General features: G+C 57.3%; 15 protein-coding genes and 1 tRNA gene. 9 read left to right on the top strand and 7 right to left on the bottom strand.

The window, feature by feature from the left end; genetic code table 11:
* Positions 1-38: 38 nt before the first annotated feature.
* The 3 genes from BHD06_RS03490 to BHD06_RS03480 form a co-directional block, all read right to left on the bottom strand.
* Positions 39-941 carry a hypothetical protein gene (locus BHD06_RS03490; RefSeq protein WP_080455610.1) on the bottom strand — a complete coding sequence of 301 codons (903 nt, stop codon included), beginning with the start codon at positions 939-941 and terminating at the stop codon, positions 39-41.
* Between the two features lie 72 nt (positions 942-1,013).
* Entirely contained in the window at positions 1,014-2,420 is a 1,407-nt protein-coding gene (locus tag BHD06_RS03485) for a TolC family outer membrane protein (RefSeq protein WP_080455946.1), read from the bottom strand.
* A gap of 37 nt (positions 2,421-2,457) precedes the next feature.
* A complete protein-coding gene (locus BHD06_RS03480; RefSeq protein WP_080455609.1) occupies positions 2,458-3,111 on the bottom strand; it encodes a protein-L-isoaspartate O-methyltransferase in 654 nt (217 codons plus the stop codon).
* A gap of 157 nt (positions 3,112-3,268) precedes the next feature.
* Here BHD06_RS03480 and BHD06_RS03475 point away from each other — a divergent pair.
* From BHD06_RS03475 to BHD06_RS03470, 3 genes are all read left to right on the top strand, one after another.
* A tRNA-Cys gene (locus BHD06_RS03475) sits at positions 3,269-3,342 on the top strand.
* Between the two features lie 945 nt (positions 3,343-4,287).
* On the top strand, positions 4,288-4,461 hold the full coding sequence (locus BHD06_RS23600; RefSeq protein ID WP_176214271.1) for a hypothetical protein: 174 nt from the start codon (positions 4,288-4,290) through the stop codon (positions 4,459-4,461).
* Positions 4,448-5,455, top strand: a complete 1,008-nt coding sequence (locus tag BHD06_RS03470; protein ID WP_080455608.1) for a tyrosine-type recombinase/integrase — start codon at positions 4,448-4,450, stop codon at positions 5,453-5,455. Before BHD06_RS23600 ends, BHD06_RS03470 begins: the two co-directional genes overlap by 14 nt.
* Positions 5,456-5,634: 179 nt before the next feature.
* Here the strand turns inward: BHD06_RS03470 and BHD06_RS03465 are convergent, their stop codons facing one another.
* The 4 genes from BHD06_RS03465 to BHD06_RS24180 form a co-directional block, all read right to left on the bottom strand.
* Positions 5,635-6,276 carry an HNH endonuclease gene (locus BHD06_RS03465; RefSeq protein WP_080455607.1) on the bottom strand — a complete coding sequence of 214 codons (642 nt, stop codon included), beginning with the start codon at positions 6,274-6,276 and terminating at the stop codon, positions 5,635-5,637.
* Positions 6,269-7,564, bottom strand: a complete 1,296-nt coding sequence (locus BHD06_RS03460; RefSeq protein WP_080455606.1) for an AAA family ATPase — start codon at positions 7,562-7,564, stop codon at positions 6,269-6,271. The genes BHD06_RS03465 and BHD06_RS03460 overlap by 8 nt, the downstream gene beginning before the upstream one ends.
* A 788-nt stretch (positions 7,565-8,352) precedes the next feature.
* Positions 8,353-8,520, bottom strand: coding sequence for a hypothetical protein (locus tag BHD06_RS23595; RefSeq protein WP_176214270.1), 168 nt, complete (start codon positions 8,518-8,520; stop codon positions 8,353-8,355).
* 45 nt (positions 8,521-8,565) lie between these two features.
* Entirely contained in the window at positions 8,566-8,700 is a 135-nt protein-coding gene (locus BHD06_RS24180; protein WP_254892299.1) for a hypothetical protein, read from the bottom strand.
* A 267-nt stretch (positions 8,701-8,967) separates the two neighbouring features.
* Here BHD06_RS24180 and BHD06_RS03450 point away from each other — a divergent pair, with 267 nt between their 5' ends.
* Genes BHD06_RS03450 through BHD06_RS03425 form a run of 6 tightly spaced genes read left to right on the top strand, consistent with a single transcriptional unit; the run spans position 8,968 to position 15,902 of the window.
* Positions 8,968-9,819, top strand: a complete 852-nt coding sequence (locus BHD06_RS03450) for an IclR family transcriptional regulator (protein WP_080455605.1) — start codon at positions 8,968-8,970, stop codon at positions 9,817-9,819.
* A gap of 30 nt (positions 9,820-9,849) precedes the next feature.
* On the top strand, positions 9,850-11,013 hold the full coding sequence (locus BHD06_RS03445; protein ID WP_080455604.1) for a zinc-binding dehydrogenase: 1,164 nt from the start codon (positions 9,850-9,852) through the stop codon (positions 11,011-11,013).
* Positions 11,014-11,035: 22 nt separating this feature from the next.
* Entirely contained in the window at positions 11,036-11,956 is a 921-nt protein-coding gene (locus BHD06_RS03440) for a xanthine dehydrogenase family protein subunit M (protein ID WP_080455603.1), read from the top strand.
* Positions 11,949-13,838 carry a molybdopterin cofactor-binding domain-containing protein gene (locus BHD06_RS03435; protein WP_080455602.1) on the top strand — a complete coding sequence of 630 codons (1,890 nt, stop codon included), beginning with the start codon at positions 11,949-11,951 and terminating at the stop codon, positions 13,836-13,838. The genes BHD06_RS03440 and BHD06_RS03435 overlap by 8 nt, the downstream gene beginning before the upstream one ends.
* Positions 13,838-14,884 (top strand): xanthine dehydrogenase family protein molybdopterin-binding subunit, encoded by a 1,047-nt coding sequence (locus BHD06_RS03430; RefSeq protein ID WP_080455601.1) that lies wholly within the window; start codon positions 13,838-13,840, stop codon positions 14,882-14,884. Before BHD06_RS03435 ends, BHD06_RS03430 begins: the two co-directional genes overlap by 1 nt.
* A gap of 52 nt (positions 14,885-14,936) precedes the next feature.
* Entirely contained in the window at positions 14,937-15,902 is a 966-nt protein-coding gene (locus BHD06_RS03425) for a tripartite tricarboxylate transporter substrate binding protein (RefSeq protein ID WP_080455600.1), read from the top strand.
* Positions 15,903-15,919: the final 17 nt, after the last annotated feature.

Here is a 15,919-nt window from a genome sequence, read left to right as displayed (position 1 = left end):
CACCCCCACCCCGCAGGAGACGGATCAGGCCCTGATGCCTACTCGAAATCCTGACTGGTCAAGGCGCGGTGGATCTCGCGCCGCACCAGCTTGCGCACGTTACGGGTAATGCGCTCCCCGAGCGTACCCTGCAATTCCTGACGCACGATCTCGGCCACCATGTCGCGTAACGTGTCTTCGTCGATCACCGCATCGTCGAAATCGAAGGCGTTGCCCGGCGCATCGCGCTGCCCGGCATCATCCGTAGCCTCCCAGCTTCGCGCATAGGCATAGGACGCCGCCTCGTCCGCAGGCTCCATATCCGGGTCAGATGAGGGCGCAAAATCATCCTCCGCCTCGTCGTCGCTCGCATCCTGCCACTCGACCGAGGCGACAGGCCCGCCAGCATAGGCGTCGTCCGAGGCACCGTCCGGCTCCCATTGATCCTCGCGCTGTGCAACCTCCTCCTCGAACTCGGCCGCCTGCGCGCCGAGTGCCGAGGTCACCTCCCCGAGGAAACGGTCGATCTCTTCATCATCCGGTTCGGAGGTATCTGTGCCCGGATACTGCTCTCCGGCCTCGTCATGCCCGGTGTTTTGCTGCTCAACCAGGTCCATCTGTGACACCGCGTCCGGCTCCTGCGTATCGTCGCCGGAATCAGAGCTTTCTTCCACGTCGTCAGGGCATTTCCCGGCATCCGGCGATGCCTCGGGCCCTGCCACATATTGCGATGCCGGGTAATCTGGCTCCGGCTGCCGGGCCTCTTCGTCCAGGCGCGCGATCTCGTCCGCTGCTGACGCATCCGGCGCATTTTTCTCGTCCACACGCAGCGAGGGCGTCAGAACCAGCTTGTCGGATATGGCCTCGTCTTTCGGCCCGGTCGCATCCGGACCGTTCGAGACAAGTCGCCGGATTGAGGACAACACATCCTCAATATCCACATTCTTCACAGGGTCGGACATGCTCTGCCACCATTCTTGCCTCGCCCGAGTTTACCCTCGGGCGGTGTCTCGCACAACCGCTTCGAAAAGTTTTCAGTTCTTTCCGAGCGCGCGCAGCACCTTGTCGAGCTTCTGGCCTTGCGGGCTGATCGGCACCGGCGCGGTCTTGACCAGATCGTAATAGGCCGACGCGTCATAGGTCGGCACGCTCAGATTGAGCTCGCGCGCCGTCAATTCGCCGATCGCCGCCAGCACCGAATAGGCCGCGATCACCACATCCGCATTGGCCGAGATGAGATTGGCCTGAGCATCGAGCAGATCCTGCTCGGAATCCAGAACATCCAGCGTCGTGCGCGCACCCAGCTTGGCCTCCTCGCGCGTGCCCTCAAAGGCCACCTCTGCCGCGCGCACCGCCTCGCGGCTGGCATCGCGGCTGGCGCGGGCGGCGCGCAGATTGGCATAGGCGTTGCCCACGTCCTGCTTGACCTGCAACCCCACCAGGTGCAGTTGCGCGCGCTGCGAGTCGCGCTGCGCCATGGCCTGCCGCACTTCGGAGGCCAGCCGACCGCCCTGATAGATCGGCCCGGTCACCTCGACCCCGACACTGCCGCTGCGCGTAAAATCCGAATCGTCGAGATTCTCGCCCACGCCCAGCCGGGTCGTGAGATTGACAGACGGGCGCATCGCCGCCTTGGCCGCACTGATGTTCAACTCCGCCGCCGCGACATTGCGCTGCGCCTCGAGGATATCGGGATGCTTCCGCACCGCGACCGATTTCGCCGCGCTCACATCCCCCGCCAGCCCCGGCAGATCGCCCGGTGTCTGCAAGGGGCCGGGGTCACGCCCGACCGCCTCACGGAATTCCTCGATGGCGCGGGTCAGATCGCCCTGCGCAGTCGCCAGACCGCTTTGCGCGAGCGCTACCGCGGATTCGGCCTGCGCCACATCCGTGCGCGTCACCTCGCCCACCTCGAACCGGTCGCGTGCCGCCCGCAATTCCTCTCGCAGAAGCCGCAGGTTGTTCTGCCGTAGCGCCACGAATTCCTGATTGCGAATGACGTTCATATAGGCCTGCACGGCCGTCAGCAGCACCAGCTGCTCGACGCTGACAAGGGTTTGCCGCGTGGCCAGCACCGTTTCCTTGGCCGCTTCTACCAAAAGATCGCTGCGCCCGAAATCATAGAGCAACAGCGCCCCGGTGATCCCGATATTGGCCGAGGTCGTGCCGCTCTTGCGGGTCCGGGCTAGGCTCCTGATCCGACTGAAGTCGCGAGAGATGTCGGCGGTCCAGTCGATGATGGGCCGCAGCGCCGAAATCGCCTGCGCCACATCCTCATCGGCGGAGCGCAACAACGCGCGGTTCTGGTCCAGAAGACCGCTGTTGACATATGCACTCACGAGCGCGTCGGCCAGCGTCTCGGTCCGCGCGCCGGTTGGCGCGGCGAGCGTTGCGACAAAGGCAAGCGCCGCTCCGAGAGACCCAAGTCTTGTTCTGCCCATCATGACCCTCTCCGTCCTGCGCGGCGCACGATCCCTGTCAAAGCGTAAAGGCCGCGCGACGCTCGAAGCCCGGCAACACCGGTGCCCCCGCATTGAACGCGTAGCGCCAGTTCACATGCCCGTCGATCTTGTAGCCGATCCGCACCACACCAAGCGTCCCGTCCATAAAGATGCAGGCGATGCGCCCACCCTCCTTGAGCTGTCCGGTGATCGCCTCGGGCAAATGCTCCACCGCGCCCTGCAGGAGGATCACGTCATAGGGGCCGTGATCCGGCGCGCCATCGGCGAGATTGCCCTGCTGCATGATAACATTGTCGGCACCCTGTTCGACGAGCATCCGCTGTGCCTCCTCGACAACTGCGGCATCTCGCTCCACCCCCACAACCGCCTCGGCCATACGCGCAATCACCGCCGAGGAATAGCCAAAGGCCGGGCCGATATCGAGCACCAGATCGTCGCCTTCGATATCCAGTGCGTCGAGCATCTTGGCGAGGGTGCGCGGATCGAGCATCACCCGCCCCTCCCCCAGATCGAGGTTCTCACCCAGATAGGCCGCCTCACGCAGGCGCTGCGGCACGAAGGCCTCGCGCGGGACGCCGAGCATCGCGTCAATAATCGGAAATTTGGTCACATCGGAGGGGCGAACCTGGGTGTCAACCATAACAGTGCGCCGGGCGGCATAGTCGGTCATGAGCTAAACTCTTGCAATCGAAGTTCTATGTTTGGGGTTCTGACACAGAACCCGCCCCGCAGCAACGCCTATGGGCCGCCTCCCGATGGTCAAAACGCCACTTTGTCCACTTGCACAGCCGACCCGGATCGGATACCCCATCGCAACCACTTGGAACGGCGAGTTGGCGGAGTGGTGACGCAGCGGATTGCAAATCCGTGTACACCGGTTCGATTCCGGTACTCGCCTCCATTTAAAATCAATCACTTAGCTGATTTTCGAAAAACGCGACACGGCGCGTCTAAACATTTGTCTAAACATTCTGTTTTTGTTCTGTTCGCTTTCTCGGCGTAAAGGAACACCGCCCAAGCTCTGAAAAAGAGCGCTACGTTATTTTCGGTACATCGCTTGGAAATTACAGGTAGCCAGTCAGCACGCCCTAGCGTTCGTCCCGCGCGCGCTGGCTCTCTTTCTTTCTAAGCATGTAGCGCCAACAGGTAGCGGTGCACAGGCGTCGCCTCTCGCAGCGCCGGAGGCGCACCCTCAAAGGGAAGCGCTGTAAAGCCAGAGGCGTTTCGGGCACGGGGGTCCCCGCATAAGCGGGGGTGTGTCCGAAGGTTTCCATCAGCCTTTTGTCTCTCCCCTGTCAGACAAGGTTGTCCAGGGCGACGCGCAGCTTGCGAGCATCGCCCTAGACTTCCTTGTCCCGCGCCTCCGGTCAAACCGGGCGCGCCACCCTGCCCGACCGCCTCGATCTTCGAGCGGGCGGGCCGGATATCCCCCTTCTTGGTGATATATCCCTCTAGTGACAGCGCCGACAAAATTCGCGAGGGTAGATATCTCACCATGTCGAAGCCTCGACATTCGGTGAATAGACACCATAGAACGCTAGATTTGGTAACATAATGTTTCATTTGTTACAGGCTTCTATATGCCCCTAGTGACTGCGCATCGTGATCCCCGATTTGCCCGGAACGCTCATTACGTCGTAGCTTGAACCTCAGAACAGTTTGCATGGGTTTCCCATTCGTCCGAACCGGCGCGCGAACTGAAATTCGAAGGGGCTAGCTATGGGCTTGGACAGGATCAGTGGTGTTTTCATGCAGATCGCGACGGTGTCGCGCTGCTCGGAAACGTCCTCGCATGCTTCAGCGGTCCGCCGCGTGGCCCCCCTGCCCCTCTGGCTGGTGTAAGAAAATGGCGTCCACCAAGCTCGAACAATCGGCCCTGAGCCTGCTCACCGCCTTTGAAAATGCGGGAAAGTCGGTCAGTCGGGTGATTGTCGAGGGCAGAAAGATTGAGATTGTCCTCGCGACAGAGCATGATGCCGATGATTTCGACAGGATAGATATGCGCCATGGCAAAACGTGAGCTACCAAAACACGTCTACAGGCAAAGCAATGGAATTTACTTTCAACGGCGCGGCTGGCCGTCGCAAAAGTTCCAAAGCGAATTTGGTACGGCGCACTTCTGGACAGAGTATGCTGGCATTCTCTCCCAGAAAGACAAGCCCCGCAAAGTGGTGGCGCGGAATTTTGGGGCGTTGATCGACCACTATCGAAAATCGCCACGATATAAGAACCTCAAGCCCCGTACCGGTCTGGATTACGATAAGTATCTGGACTTCTTTCGCGACATCATGGGCGACGCCAATCCCGCCAAGATGCAGCGCAAGGACGTGATCCGGCTGCGCGATACAAACGCCGAAAAAGCCTATTTCGCCAACTATTCGCTGCGCGTGCTGCGTGTCCTCATGGAACACTGCGTTGATCTGGGCTGGCGGGAAACCAATCCCGCTCGGGGCGTGCCGGAAATCAGGACGACAAAGACAGAGCGCGAGCTGTGGCCGCGCGAACTTCTTGACGTCTACCGGGCGCATTGCGCCCTCGGCACCAGAGAACGCCTTGTGATGGAGCTTTGCGTTGGCACCGGTCAACGGATCGGCGATGTGCTGTCCATGCGCTGGTCGAACATCAAGAACGGCGCAGTCTGGGTCCGGCAAAGCAAAACCTCGAAAGAGCTGTGGGTGCCGATCCTGCCCGAGCTACAGGCCGCGCTCGACGTCGCCAGTCGCCATTCGGTCTACATACTGACAAATGAGCGCGGCACGAACCGCTGGTCATACAGGGGCGCGTCAGCCGCCGTCAGAAAGGTCAGAGAGCAAATCGGGGCTTTGGACTACGATATTCACAGTTGGCGCTACAACGCCGCCTGTGAGCTACTGGAGGCCGGTTGCAGTGACGACCTGATCGCGGCTGTGACCGGTCAAAGCCCTGCAATGGTCCAGCACTACACAAAGAAAGTGCGTCAGCGCATCCGGGCCGTGCAGGCCCAGCAGATGAGGGCAGAACGGCATCCCACCTGATAGACGGCAGCAAGGTGCAGAAATCTGCCGCTCCAAGTTTCGAACCGTAATAGCCCTTCAGGACGTAACCGACCTAAATCGGGCGCCTGTAGGTGGCGTATCAATCACAGCTTAATTTTGCGGTTAAATCATCAAAGCTCGACGAACTATGAAAACCTGAGCATCACCAAATTCGAAATCTAGGCCGCTTGCCCGGCCGTATATTGCCGCAAGACAACGCGGCAAGCTGCAACGAATTCAGGCCGACCAGTGTCTAACTCGTCAAGCATCCCTCGAATAAGCAAAACTCTTGTTCGCTTATCTTCCACCAAGAAGATCTTCTCAATTTGGTCTGCATAGCGTTCAATTTCACGATTCCTACTTTCAACAAGTGCGGTCCTGTTTAGCTTCAACTCCAAAACGCTTCGCGTTCCTGCGAGAGTCTTGCCTTTAGCGAAAGCTCCCGCAAAAAAGAGGTGGTCCTCTGGGTTACTTTCATAAGGATCAATAATGTTTTCCTTGTTGGATTTGTTCTGGTTGCAAATCTGACACGCGAAAGTGAGGTTGTTCCAATCATATGTCCTTTCGATTTCAATTGACTTCGGCGTCACATGTTCGATGTCCCCGTGCGCAACATCTGTAACTCTAGCCTCACAATAAGCGCACTTTTCCTTTGTTTCAGCCTTTAGCGCCGTTTTTACTTCATGGTGATTATATCTTCTCATCAAGGTCTTGACGCGTTCGTCGTTTTGATCCGCTAGGGCAGCTAATAGCTCTTCTGTCCAATTCTGCGCGTTATTTTCAAGAACAGCGGGTTTATCGCTCTTAGTGAGTTTAATCACGCGCTATCCTCCCGATTGCTTCAGGAAGGAACTCAATGAGCCCCACTGCCCTTAAATCGCGGCGGAGTTCTTCGATCGAACTTTCGGAAATCTCTGCTTCTTCAAACTTCTGTGTAATTCTAGTCAGGTCTCGCTCTGCCCAAGTGGGAAGGGTGACAGATACGCCGAGCACTTCATCAAGGATTTTGTCGGCTGTTCTCGCCTTGCTAACAAAATCAATCTCCTGAGCGGTGACTGCCGAATGGTCTTGGGGTGATGAGTCAGACAGACCTGAGTAGCGAAGGGCGTACACTCGAGATTCTTTAACCGATGTGATTACGAATGGAGAATGAGTGGCGACAATAAACTGAACTTTGGGAAATGCACGCACAAGATTTCCGAGAAAGTCTCTCTGCAGTGACGGATGGAGATGATTTTCAGGTTCATCAACGAGAACAGTGGCCTCCTCCCCGTATGCTTCAGTAAATAGAAATATTTGCCAAGCAGTTTGAATGAGCGACATGAGGCCACCTGACGCAGAGTCAATTGGGAACTCTCCAGTCCTTGATACTACAACTATTTCAGGGCTGCGAACCTCCAATCTTTGAAATCCAATTTCGTCAGGCAACAGCGCCAAGAGAAGGTCTTGAAATCTATCATACAGGCCGACTAACTCGGGAATGGCTTTCAGATGGACATTGTCGGCTCCAAAGGCCGCAAATCCGATCAGCGTTTCTTTCATTGGGGCAACTGGATTCTGAATCGTTTTGCCTTGACGGTGGTACCTGTCACCTCTTGTGTAATGACTTTGCGACTGTGCAAAATAATCAAACGCGTCCTTCGGGCGAATTCCCGAAACAGGTAGAGATTGAACCGCTTGGTACCGAGGTAGGGCACGGTGTGAGGCGATTTTAAAGCCCGAAACGGACTGCATAGGATCAAGGTGCACTTGGTACTGCAAGGCGTTTGAGCCTTGCGCCATTATCCTAGCCGTACTGCCATCGTCGTATTCCAGCGTTCCAATCTCATGCCCCGAGGATTGCGGCGCATTTTCTTTTCTTTTAAAGGGGTTAAACCGGGAAAATAGTGTGCTTAATGAGTATCCCGTTTTTCCCGACTTAGAGTCATTTACCGGTGTAGCGAGGTACGGCTCTCGATATGGCAACTCCATACTTAACTCAAGCAACGATAACAGCGTGCTTTTCCCGGAACCATTCGGCCCAGTCAATATTGTGAGATTAGGATGTAATTGTAAACTAACCTCTCTAAACTGCCGCCATTGATCTACTGAAATAGATTTGTATTTCACAGGTAATTCTCCAATGCACGGTAGAGATAGTTTGAGTTATCTAGAGTTGATTGGTTTATAGCATGCACGATGCAAAGTATTGAATGCAACATCACCTAGTGAAGCGCGCTTTGCCCAACTGCCGCTCTTCAGTCTCCGTTGTGCACGCGATTTTTGGTTCCGAATGTTTGTATCTCCCGCCGGAAAAGTCGGCCAATCTATCGCCAGTCCGCTACGAACATTTCTGCGCTCAAATCGCGACCGCCCTGCAAAAATCAGGTTGCGACAAGCCGTTCAGATGACAGTTCCGGCTCGATCTCGGCGGTGATGATTTGCCCTTTGCAAAGGTTCACTAATTCCCATTTCGCCTTCTTACCCTATGGATGGTTAAGCGTTGGCGCGTCGACACCTGCCAAACGCATGCCAACCCGCCCTATCCGGATCGTTTCATCATCGACCATATAGCATTTGCCGGTGAGCGTGGTCTCATGCGGATGGCTCGGTGCGTGAGCTGGCTGGGGTGTTTGCGTGCGATACACGGCGGGCCGCTCAGGCGCTGGCTTTCGCACAGGCTGCGGAAGTGGAGTGACAATGTCACGAGCGCGCGGCGGCTCCCGCCGTTTCGCAGGACGGCTGAAAAACACTGCCCGAATTAGCCCAAATAGCAAGCTGGACACCTCAAAGCTGATCAACAGAAAGTTGTTCGCATCAGAATGGGTGCATTTTATGACGGCCGTCAATGTCGAGCGGCGCAATAGCGGCGCGGAAAGGTGATCACAGGCAGGCCGTGAAGCGGTGTTTCAACCACTTTAAACCGCGCCTGCGGCGTCTAAACATTCATCATATGTTCCACCGAAAAAAGCACCATTTCTAAACATAAATCCCATTAAATTCAGATACATACTTAGTTTTGCAAATCCGTGTACACCGGTTCGATTCCGGTACTCGCCTCCAATAAAATCAATGACTTGCGTCATGCCAGCACTCCATTTGCTCGATTTTTGAAACAGGTGTTGAAATATTCACGTTTCCTTCCTGTTCTGTTCAAAGCGGTTGCGCGCGTCCTGCGCTCGCGTTGCAAGTTCTCTTTGCCTGATCTGACCTCCATATTTTTTGAGCATCTCGACGCCGGAATGACCGGTGACGGCTTTCACCATCTCGTCGTGGCATCCGGCTAGGTAGAGTTCGATTGTCGCGTTCTTGCGCAGCCCGTGGGTGACGTACTTCGCCGCCTCGGGGTGCTACACCGTCGGCCGGGATGACCGGCCACCCTGGACGGGTCGTGTCCGCCTCTGTCCGACCGACGAACTTCATCAGCCACATACCATTTTGATAATATCAAACTTGCACCGATCATTTCAAAATTCCTTGCCAGAATCTCGTTCTATCCTGATGCTCTGTGATGAAAATCGGGAAAGGCGATCATGGTTGAGAAGTTTGAGAGACAAGGTGCCGACAGTTCCGTGGACGCTGAGCTTGTGTCACTGGCCACGGCATCAGGTGATCTTGGTGGGCGCACGATCCAGTCCGTCGAGAGAGCCCTCAACGTTCTCGAGATCGTCGCACAAGAACGCGATGGCGTCACTGTTTCGGTTATTTCCGAGCGCCTCGGGCTCAACATTTCAACATGTCACCATCTGATCACGACTTTGGTCAAGAAGGGCTTTGTGACCCACCTCGGAAGGATCAAGGGATACGCACTTGGTCCACGGCTTGGTGAGCTGGTCCAGATTTCGGAAGGCGAGCGCGACCCAGATGTGCTGTTGGCTGGTGAGTTGAAGGCGTTGGGCGCATCGTTAGGGCACGGTGTGCAATTCGCTGTGCTGAGAGACACCTCTCTGATGACAAAGCTCAGTTTCCCTGGAACTGATGACAAAGTGGTAGAACCCGACGAGGTCGAAAAAATGTCGGCCCTGCACGCCACCGCCACGGGGAAAGCAATCCTCGCCTGGATTCCGGACACAGAATTGGTTCGGATCATTTCAGCCAACGGCCTTTCGTCCTACACGCCCGAAACCATTACCACCCTATCTGGCCTGGTTGAGGAACTGCGTCTGGTCCGCCGCCGAAAGTACTCGATCGACGACCAGGAATTCAGCGAAGGAATCGTTTGCATCGGCGCGACGATCAGGGCCGGCGCAGGAGCCGTCATCGGGTCTATTTCCGTCACCATCCCGGCCGATCGAGCCACCGATGACTACCGCGACTTCCTGATCAAGGAAATGATCGCGGCGGCCAACTCGTTTTCCAACAAACTGCGCGACCTGAAGATCTAGCGCCCCCTCAAACAACAAGGAGTCTGAAAAATGTCCATGCCCGACAACGTAACCACAAGCGAAACCCATCCGGTACCCGAGACAATGAAAGCCTGGGTTCTCGGCGATCCCGGTGAGTTGACGCTTTCCGAAAAACCGGTGCCGGTTCCGGGAAAGGCCCAGGTACTGGTGCGCATCGATGCAGTTGCAATCTGCGCCACCGACCTCGAGATCATCCATCACGGTCCGCCCGCCCAGATCAACGGCGGCGACCCTTTCAACAAGAATTTCACACCAGGCCATGAATACATGGGGACGGTTGTCGCCCTCGGGCCCGGGGTGGACGAATACGAGATTGGTGAACGCGTGACGGTGGAGATCCACGCTGGCTGTGGCCAGTGCAAGCGCTGCCGGCAGGGCATGTACACGTCATGCCACAACTACGGCAAGAACTACGGCGACGTGGACAAGGGTCATCGCGCCAATGGCTTCACCACCGATGGGGGGTTTGCCGAATATGCGGTCAACAATATCAACACCTTGATTCATGTCGACGACAACATGTCTGATGAAGAGGCGACTTTGGTCGTGACCGCTGGAACGGCAATGTACGGCCTGACCGAGTTGGGTGGTCTGGTCGCTGGTGAAAGCGTCGTTGTCACGGGCCCCGGCCCGATCGGTCTTTTGGGCGCGGCCGTTGCCAAGGCGCTTGGTGCTCAGCCTGTTATCCTGACCGGCACCCGCGACAACCGCCTGGAGATCGGCAAGAGGCTGGGCGCAGATCACGTGATCAATGTACGCAACGAGGATGTGGTCGAAAAGGTCCGTGAACTGACCGGCGGCAAGGGTGTCGATTATGTGGTCGAATGTGCTGGTGCGCCGAACGGCCTGAACGAAGCCGCGCAGATGGTGAACCGTGGCGGCAAGATCTGCCTCGCGGCGTTCCCGCACAACAGCCCCGAGGTCGATGTCGCCTATCTCGTTCGCAACAATATCTATCTCTATGGCATCCGTGGCGAGGGCAAGACGGCAACGCACCGTGCCGAGGCCTTCATGCGGCAGAAGCGGTTCGACGCGACGCTGATCCACACGCACACTTTCGACATGGTCGACCTCAAGGAAGCGCTGCGCTACGCGAAAGACCGGGTGGAGGATGCGATCAAGGTGGTTGTGAAGAACCCGCAGGAACAATCCAAGAAAGTCGCGGCTGAATAAGTCGGAACAAAGGAGACGAACCATGCTGACCTGTGACAACTATCACCTGCCGACGAACTTGCCGGAAGCACTGGCGATTTGGTCCAATGCGAAGACAGGCAGCAGGCTCGTCTCCGGTGCCACTGATATCTTGCCCTGGGCCCGTGAAGGGCGGGCCGGGGATGTCCACCTGCCTGAGCTTATCGATGTCACCCGCATCGCGGAATTGAACGGTTATTCGTTCGAGAACGGTCGTGTGCGGCTTGGGGCCAACACCGTTTACCAGGATTTCCTGACCGACCAGACACTGATGCGCAGTCTGCCATGTATGCCGTTTTGCGCGATCTGGTTCGCCGATGACCAGATCCGCGAACAGGCTTCCGTGACCGGCAACCTCGTAAATGCGTCTCCTGTCGCTGACGGCACCCCCGCGGTGGTGGCTTTGAACGGCGAGATCGAGTTGACCCGCCTTCACGATGGCAGCGTGGTCAGCCGCCAAGTTCCAGTGGTCGATTTCATTGAAGGCCCCGGCAAGACACAGATCGCCGGGGATGAGATCGCGACCGCTGTCATTCTGGATACGGCCAACGGATATGGAGGGTCCTTTCAGAAAGTTGGCCAAAGGCGGTCGCTTGTGATTTCGGTCGCTTGCAGCGCAGCGTTGGTCAAGGCGGATCGTGATGGGCGCGTCTTTGAAGACGTCCGATTGGCTCTGGGCGGTGTTGGCCCACGACCGATCCGGATGAGCGAAGCAGAAAGCGTGCTGCGGGGAGAAAGAATATCTCATGCGCTGATCGAACGTGCAGCGCAGACCGCCGCCGACACCGTCGGGTCGCGCAGCCGAAAGGAATACCGGCGCGAGGTTGTCGTCAACTTCGTTCGGGCCGCCCTTGAGGATGCTTTGGCGAACCAACCCGAAGTCCAGGTGGATTTTGCAGATGCGAAGGAAAAAACACATGCCTAAGTTGCAAATAGACGCTGAAGTCAACGGTCGGAAAATCTCCCGTGAGGCAGACCCGCACGCTCGACTGCTGGATTTCCTGCGCGATGAGTTGAACCTGACCGGTACAAAAGAAGGCTGCGGTGCTGGGGAATGCGGAACTTGTTCCGTGTTTGTCGATGGCAAGCTGGTGAAGTCTTGTCTGATGCCGGTTGCCAAGGTATCGGGCTCGAGGATCGAGACGATCGAGGGTTTGGCAAAGCCGGGTGATCTGACCCCGGTTCAACGCGCCTTTCACAAGACCGGCGCCAGCCAGTGTGGGTACTGTATTCCCGGAATGGTGATGGCAGCAACCTCGGCACTGCGTGAAAACCCGCAGGCCGACATAGAAGAGATCAAAGAGCGTTTGGGTGGCAACATTTGCCGTTGCACAGGCTACACAAAGATCTTTGAAGCAGTTGAGATCGCAAAGGCTGTAATTGCTGGTGATATGCCGGAAACCGCGCTGGAAGAAGATAGTGTCGAAGACAGCTATATCGGCGCCAATGTGCGCCGTATCGATGCTCCGTCCAAAGTCTCGGGCCGTCTGAAATACGCCGCCGACATGAAGATGCCGGACATGCTGCAAATGCAGGTGCTGCGTTCGCCCCACGCTCATGCCCGGATCGTGTCGATTGACACCAGTGCAGCGGAAGCAATGGACGGTGTGGCGTGCGTGATCACTGCGGATGACGTTCCAGGTAAGGATGGCTTTGGTGTCTTTGTGCATGATCAACCCATCATGGCCCGTGGCAAAGTGCGTCACGTGGGGGAAGCGGTAGCGGCCGTTGCCGCCGAGGATCTGGTCACTGCGCGTCGCGCGCTGGCGATGATCAGGGTGGAATACGAAGAATTGCCGGGGCTTTACGATCCCGCGGACGCCTTGAAACCGGGTGCGCCAGTCATACACGACTATGCACCTGACAATCTGGTGAAGCATATCCCGGTTCGGAAAGGCGACACCCAAAAGGGCTTCGCGGAAGCGGATTTGATCCTTGAGGATGACTTCGGAACCCAGCAAGTCGAACACGCCTACCTGGAGCCCGAAGCCGGGATCGCCTACGTCGATCCCGATGATGTGGTGGTGGTGATCTCGCCATCGCAGAACATTACTCACCATCGCCATATGCTTGCCGAGATCATCGCCAAGCCGATCAACAAGGTGCGCTTCATCATGAGCCCTGTCGGCGGAGGATTTGGCGGCAAGGAAGACATGATTTACCAGGGGATGCTGGCGCTGTGTGCGATGAAAACTCATCGACCGGTGCAACTCAATTTCACCCGTGAAGAAAGTCTGATCGCCTCCGCCAAGCGGCATCCGAGCCGGGTCCACTACAAGATGGGCCTCAAGTGGAGTGGCCAGATTACGGCTATCGAGTTCGACATGCTGTCCGACGGTGGCGCCTATGGCATGTCGAGTGAAGGTGTGATGCGCAAGGCGGCCATTCTGTCCTGCGGCCCCTATGAAGTGGAAAACCTGTCAGTCGATACTCGGGGGGTCTACACCAACAACACACCTTCGGGTGCGTTCCGGACCTTTGGTGGCATGCAGGCGCAATTCGCGACCGAAAGCATGATGGACATGGCGGCGGAGGCGCTGGACATGGACCCCTTCGAGATCCGGCGAATCAACATGATGAAGATCGGATCCAGTACACACACCCAGCAGACGCTCGAAACCGCGTCTTTGGACCGTGTTCTTGAAGCAGCGGAAATAGCCTCTCGCTGGGAGAAGGGTGCTCCTCGCGTGCGCGGTGCAGAGCGGGGTGACCTTAATGGTCCTGATACCCGGAAGCCCTGCACACTAGGTGCGCGGATCAAAAACGCCGCAAAGGATGATGCAAAAACCACGGAAAGGGTTGCGTGATGGCCAGGATGAAACGCGGCCGCGGCATGGCGGCAAGCTGGTATGGGATTGCCCGCACGGCAACGATTGACCGTGCCGGTGCCTGGGCCGAGCTTGATGACGGTGGCACCGGAAAGGTGGTCACCGGCGTGACGGAAATCGGCGAGGGTATTCTGACGGTTCTGGCACAGGTGGCCGCAGACGAAATGGGTATCAAACCTCAGGACGTGACCATCGGCGACAATGACACAGCACGCTCCCCTGAAGCGGCACATGCAGGCGCTACCCGCCAAACCTACATGATCGGTAACTCCGTGGCGCTTGCGTCGCGCGAAGCGCGGAACGTTCTGTTCGAACAGATCGCAGATCACTGGGACGTCGAAATCGAACAGCTGCGCGCCTTTGACGGCGAGATCTGGGCGGAAGAGACCAATCTTCGCATGTCGATGGAGGATGCGGTCGCAACGTGCAAGGCGCGGGGTGTCGTACCGGTGGGATCGGCATCCTTCACTGCGCATGGAACCGGTCTGGACCCTGTGGATGGATCAGGAAGCCCTTGGCAGGCCTATGTCTTTGGGACGCAGGTTGCAGAAGTCGAGGTCGATACCTGGACCGGGGAAGTGCAGGTTCTGGGCATCTGGGCCGCTCACGACGTCGGTCGCGCGATCAATCCGCGCGGTGTCGAGGGGCAAATCGAAGGGGGCGTCGTCCAAGGGCTGGGTCAAGCCCTGATGGAGGAATACATTACCGACAAAGGGCATGCGATAACCCATGGGTTCGCAAAATACATCCTGCCCACGTCGCTGGACATTCCGCAGATCAATTGCGTTATCGTCGAGGACCCCGACCCCAAGAGCCCATTGAAAGCCAAGGGTATCGGCGAACCTGCCCTGGTCCCGACTGCGCCTGCGATCATGAACGCGATCTACGACGCAATCGGGGTCCGCATGAAGACTTTGCCGGCAACCCCGGAGAAAATCCTGAAAGCGCTTCGGGACCATGTACCTGGGCGGGAGCAGATTGCCCAATCGGCCAGACAGGAGCGTGCAGGAGCCGCGAGACACTAATTGCTAACGCCTGACCCGAGCGACATCGGTCTCAAATAACAGGGAGGAAGAAATGAAACTGAACACCAAAATCAAGAGCGGGTTTGTTGGCCTGCTGTCGTCGGCTGTGATCGCCTTTGGTGGTGCAGCGCATGCGGAATACCCCGAAAAGCCGGTCGACATGACAGTGCTGTTCGGGGGCACAGCCAACACGATTGCGCAATTGCTCTCCGAATTGATGTCGAATGAACTCGGGCAGCCGGTCATCCCGGTAAGCCGCACAGGTGGCGGTGGTGCCGTCGGTTACTCGCATGTCATGTCGACTGCGCCCGACGGCTATAACATCGTATGGAACTCGAATTCGATCAGCACGACCCATCACACAGGTCGGGTGCCCTTCGACCATACCGCCTTTACACCTATCGCGCGGATTTCGACTGAGATCCCTGTCTTGGCCGCGAACAGTGATAAGGGCTGGGCGAACCTTGCGGACCTTGCGGCGGCCGTTGACTCCATGGACGGCAAGCTCAAGGTGGGTATTTCAGGCAAGGGTTCTTTCACGCACCTGACATCTGCGGCGCTTTTCGATGCCATGGGCGTTGGCGACAAGATTGCATACATTTCCTACGGTAGTGGCAAGGCTCCGGTTGAACTCCTTGCCGGGCGCATCGATGCCGCGATTCAATGGCCTGGCCAATTCGCGTCCTATGTAGAAACCGGGGATCTCAACGTTCTGGCGGTGACAGGTAATGAACGTGTCGCCGTGCTTCCCGACGTGCCAACGGCACAGGAACAGGGTGTCGATGTGAATATTTCCATGTGGCGCGGGCTTGCGGCACCTGCTGGCACACCTGCGGATGTGGTGGCCAAGCTTCAATCCGCTGCAGAAACCGCCGTGGCCTCGGATCAGTTTCAGCGCGCGGCTGCGAATATTGGGTTTTCACCCGCATTCATGAAAGCGGAGGAATTCAGCGCGCTGATCGAGAAGGATGACGCTTTCTATGCCGATCTTCTGAGCCAGCTTGGCATGGCCAAATAACACTAGCCAAGGATCGA

Source organism: Roseovarius sp. A-2 (assembly GCF_002072155.1).
In the GTDB taxonomy this organism is placed as follows: Bacteria; Pseudomonadota; Alphaproteobacteria; order Rhodobacterales; family Rhodobacteraceae; genus Roseovarius.
This window is presented reverse-complemented; position numbering and strand designations above follow the sequence as displayed.

What these genes read in the sequence shown, in the direction of transcription:
- BHD06_RS03450 (WP_080455605.1), top strand. Translation starts at nt 8,968, where the DNA reads ATGGTTGAGAAGTTTGAGAGACAAGGTGCCGACAGTTCCGTGGACGCT.
- BHD06_RS23600 (WP_176214271.1), top strand. Translation starts at nt 4,288, where the DNA reads ATGGCGTCCACCAAGCTCGAACAATCGGCCCTGAGCCTGCTCACCGCC.
- BHD06_RS03470 (WP_080455608.1), top strand. Translation starts at nt 4,448, where the DNA reads ATGGCAAAACGTGAGCTACCAAAACACGTCTACAGGCAAAGCAATGGA.
- BHD06_RS03430 (WP_080455601.1), top strand. Translation starts at nt 13,838, where the DNA reads ATGGCCAGGATGAAACGCGGCCGCGGCATGGCGGCAAGCTGGTATGGG.
- BHD06_RS03445 (WP_080455604.1), top strand. Translation starts at nt 9,850, where the DNA reads ATGTCCATGCCCGACAACGTAACCACAAGCGAAACCCATCCGGTACCC.
- BHD06_RS03485 (WP_080455946.1), bottom strand. Translation starts at nt 2,420, where the DNA reads ATGGGCAGAACAAGACTTGGGTCTCTCGGAGCGGCGCTTGCCTTTGTC.
- BHD06_RS23595 (WP_176214270.1), bottom strand. Translation starts at nt 8,520, where the DNA reads ATGACGCAAGTCATTGATTTTATTGGAGGCGAGTACCGGAATCGAACC.
- BHD06_RS24180 (WP_254892299.1), bottom strand. Translation starts at nt 8,700, where the DNA reads ATGGTGAAAGCCGTCACCGGTCATTCCGGCGTCGAGATGCTCAAAAAA.
- BHD06_RS03440 (WP_080455603.1), top strand. Translation starts at nt 11,036, where the DNA reads ATGCTGACCTGTGACAACTATCACCTGCCGACGAACTTGCCGGAAGCA.
- BHD06_RS03480 (WP_080455609.1), bottom strand. Translation starts at nt 3,111, where the DNA reads ATGACCGACTATGCCGCCCGGCGCACTGTTATGGTTGACACCCAGGTT.
- BHD06_RS03425 (WP_080455600.1), top strand. Translation starts at nt 14,937, where the DNA reads ATGAAACTGAACACCAAAATCAAGAGCGGGTTTGTTGGCCTGCTGTCG.
- BHD06_RS03435 (WP_080455602.1), top strand. Translation starts at nt 11,949, where the DNA reads ATGCCTAAGTTGCAAATAGACGCTGAAGTCAACGGTCGGAAAATCTCC.
- BHD06_RS03490 (WP_080455610.1), bottom strand. Translation starts at nt 941, where the DNA reads ATGTCCGACCCTGTGAAGAATGTGGATATTGAGGATGTGTTGTCCTCA.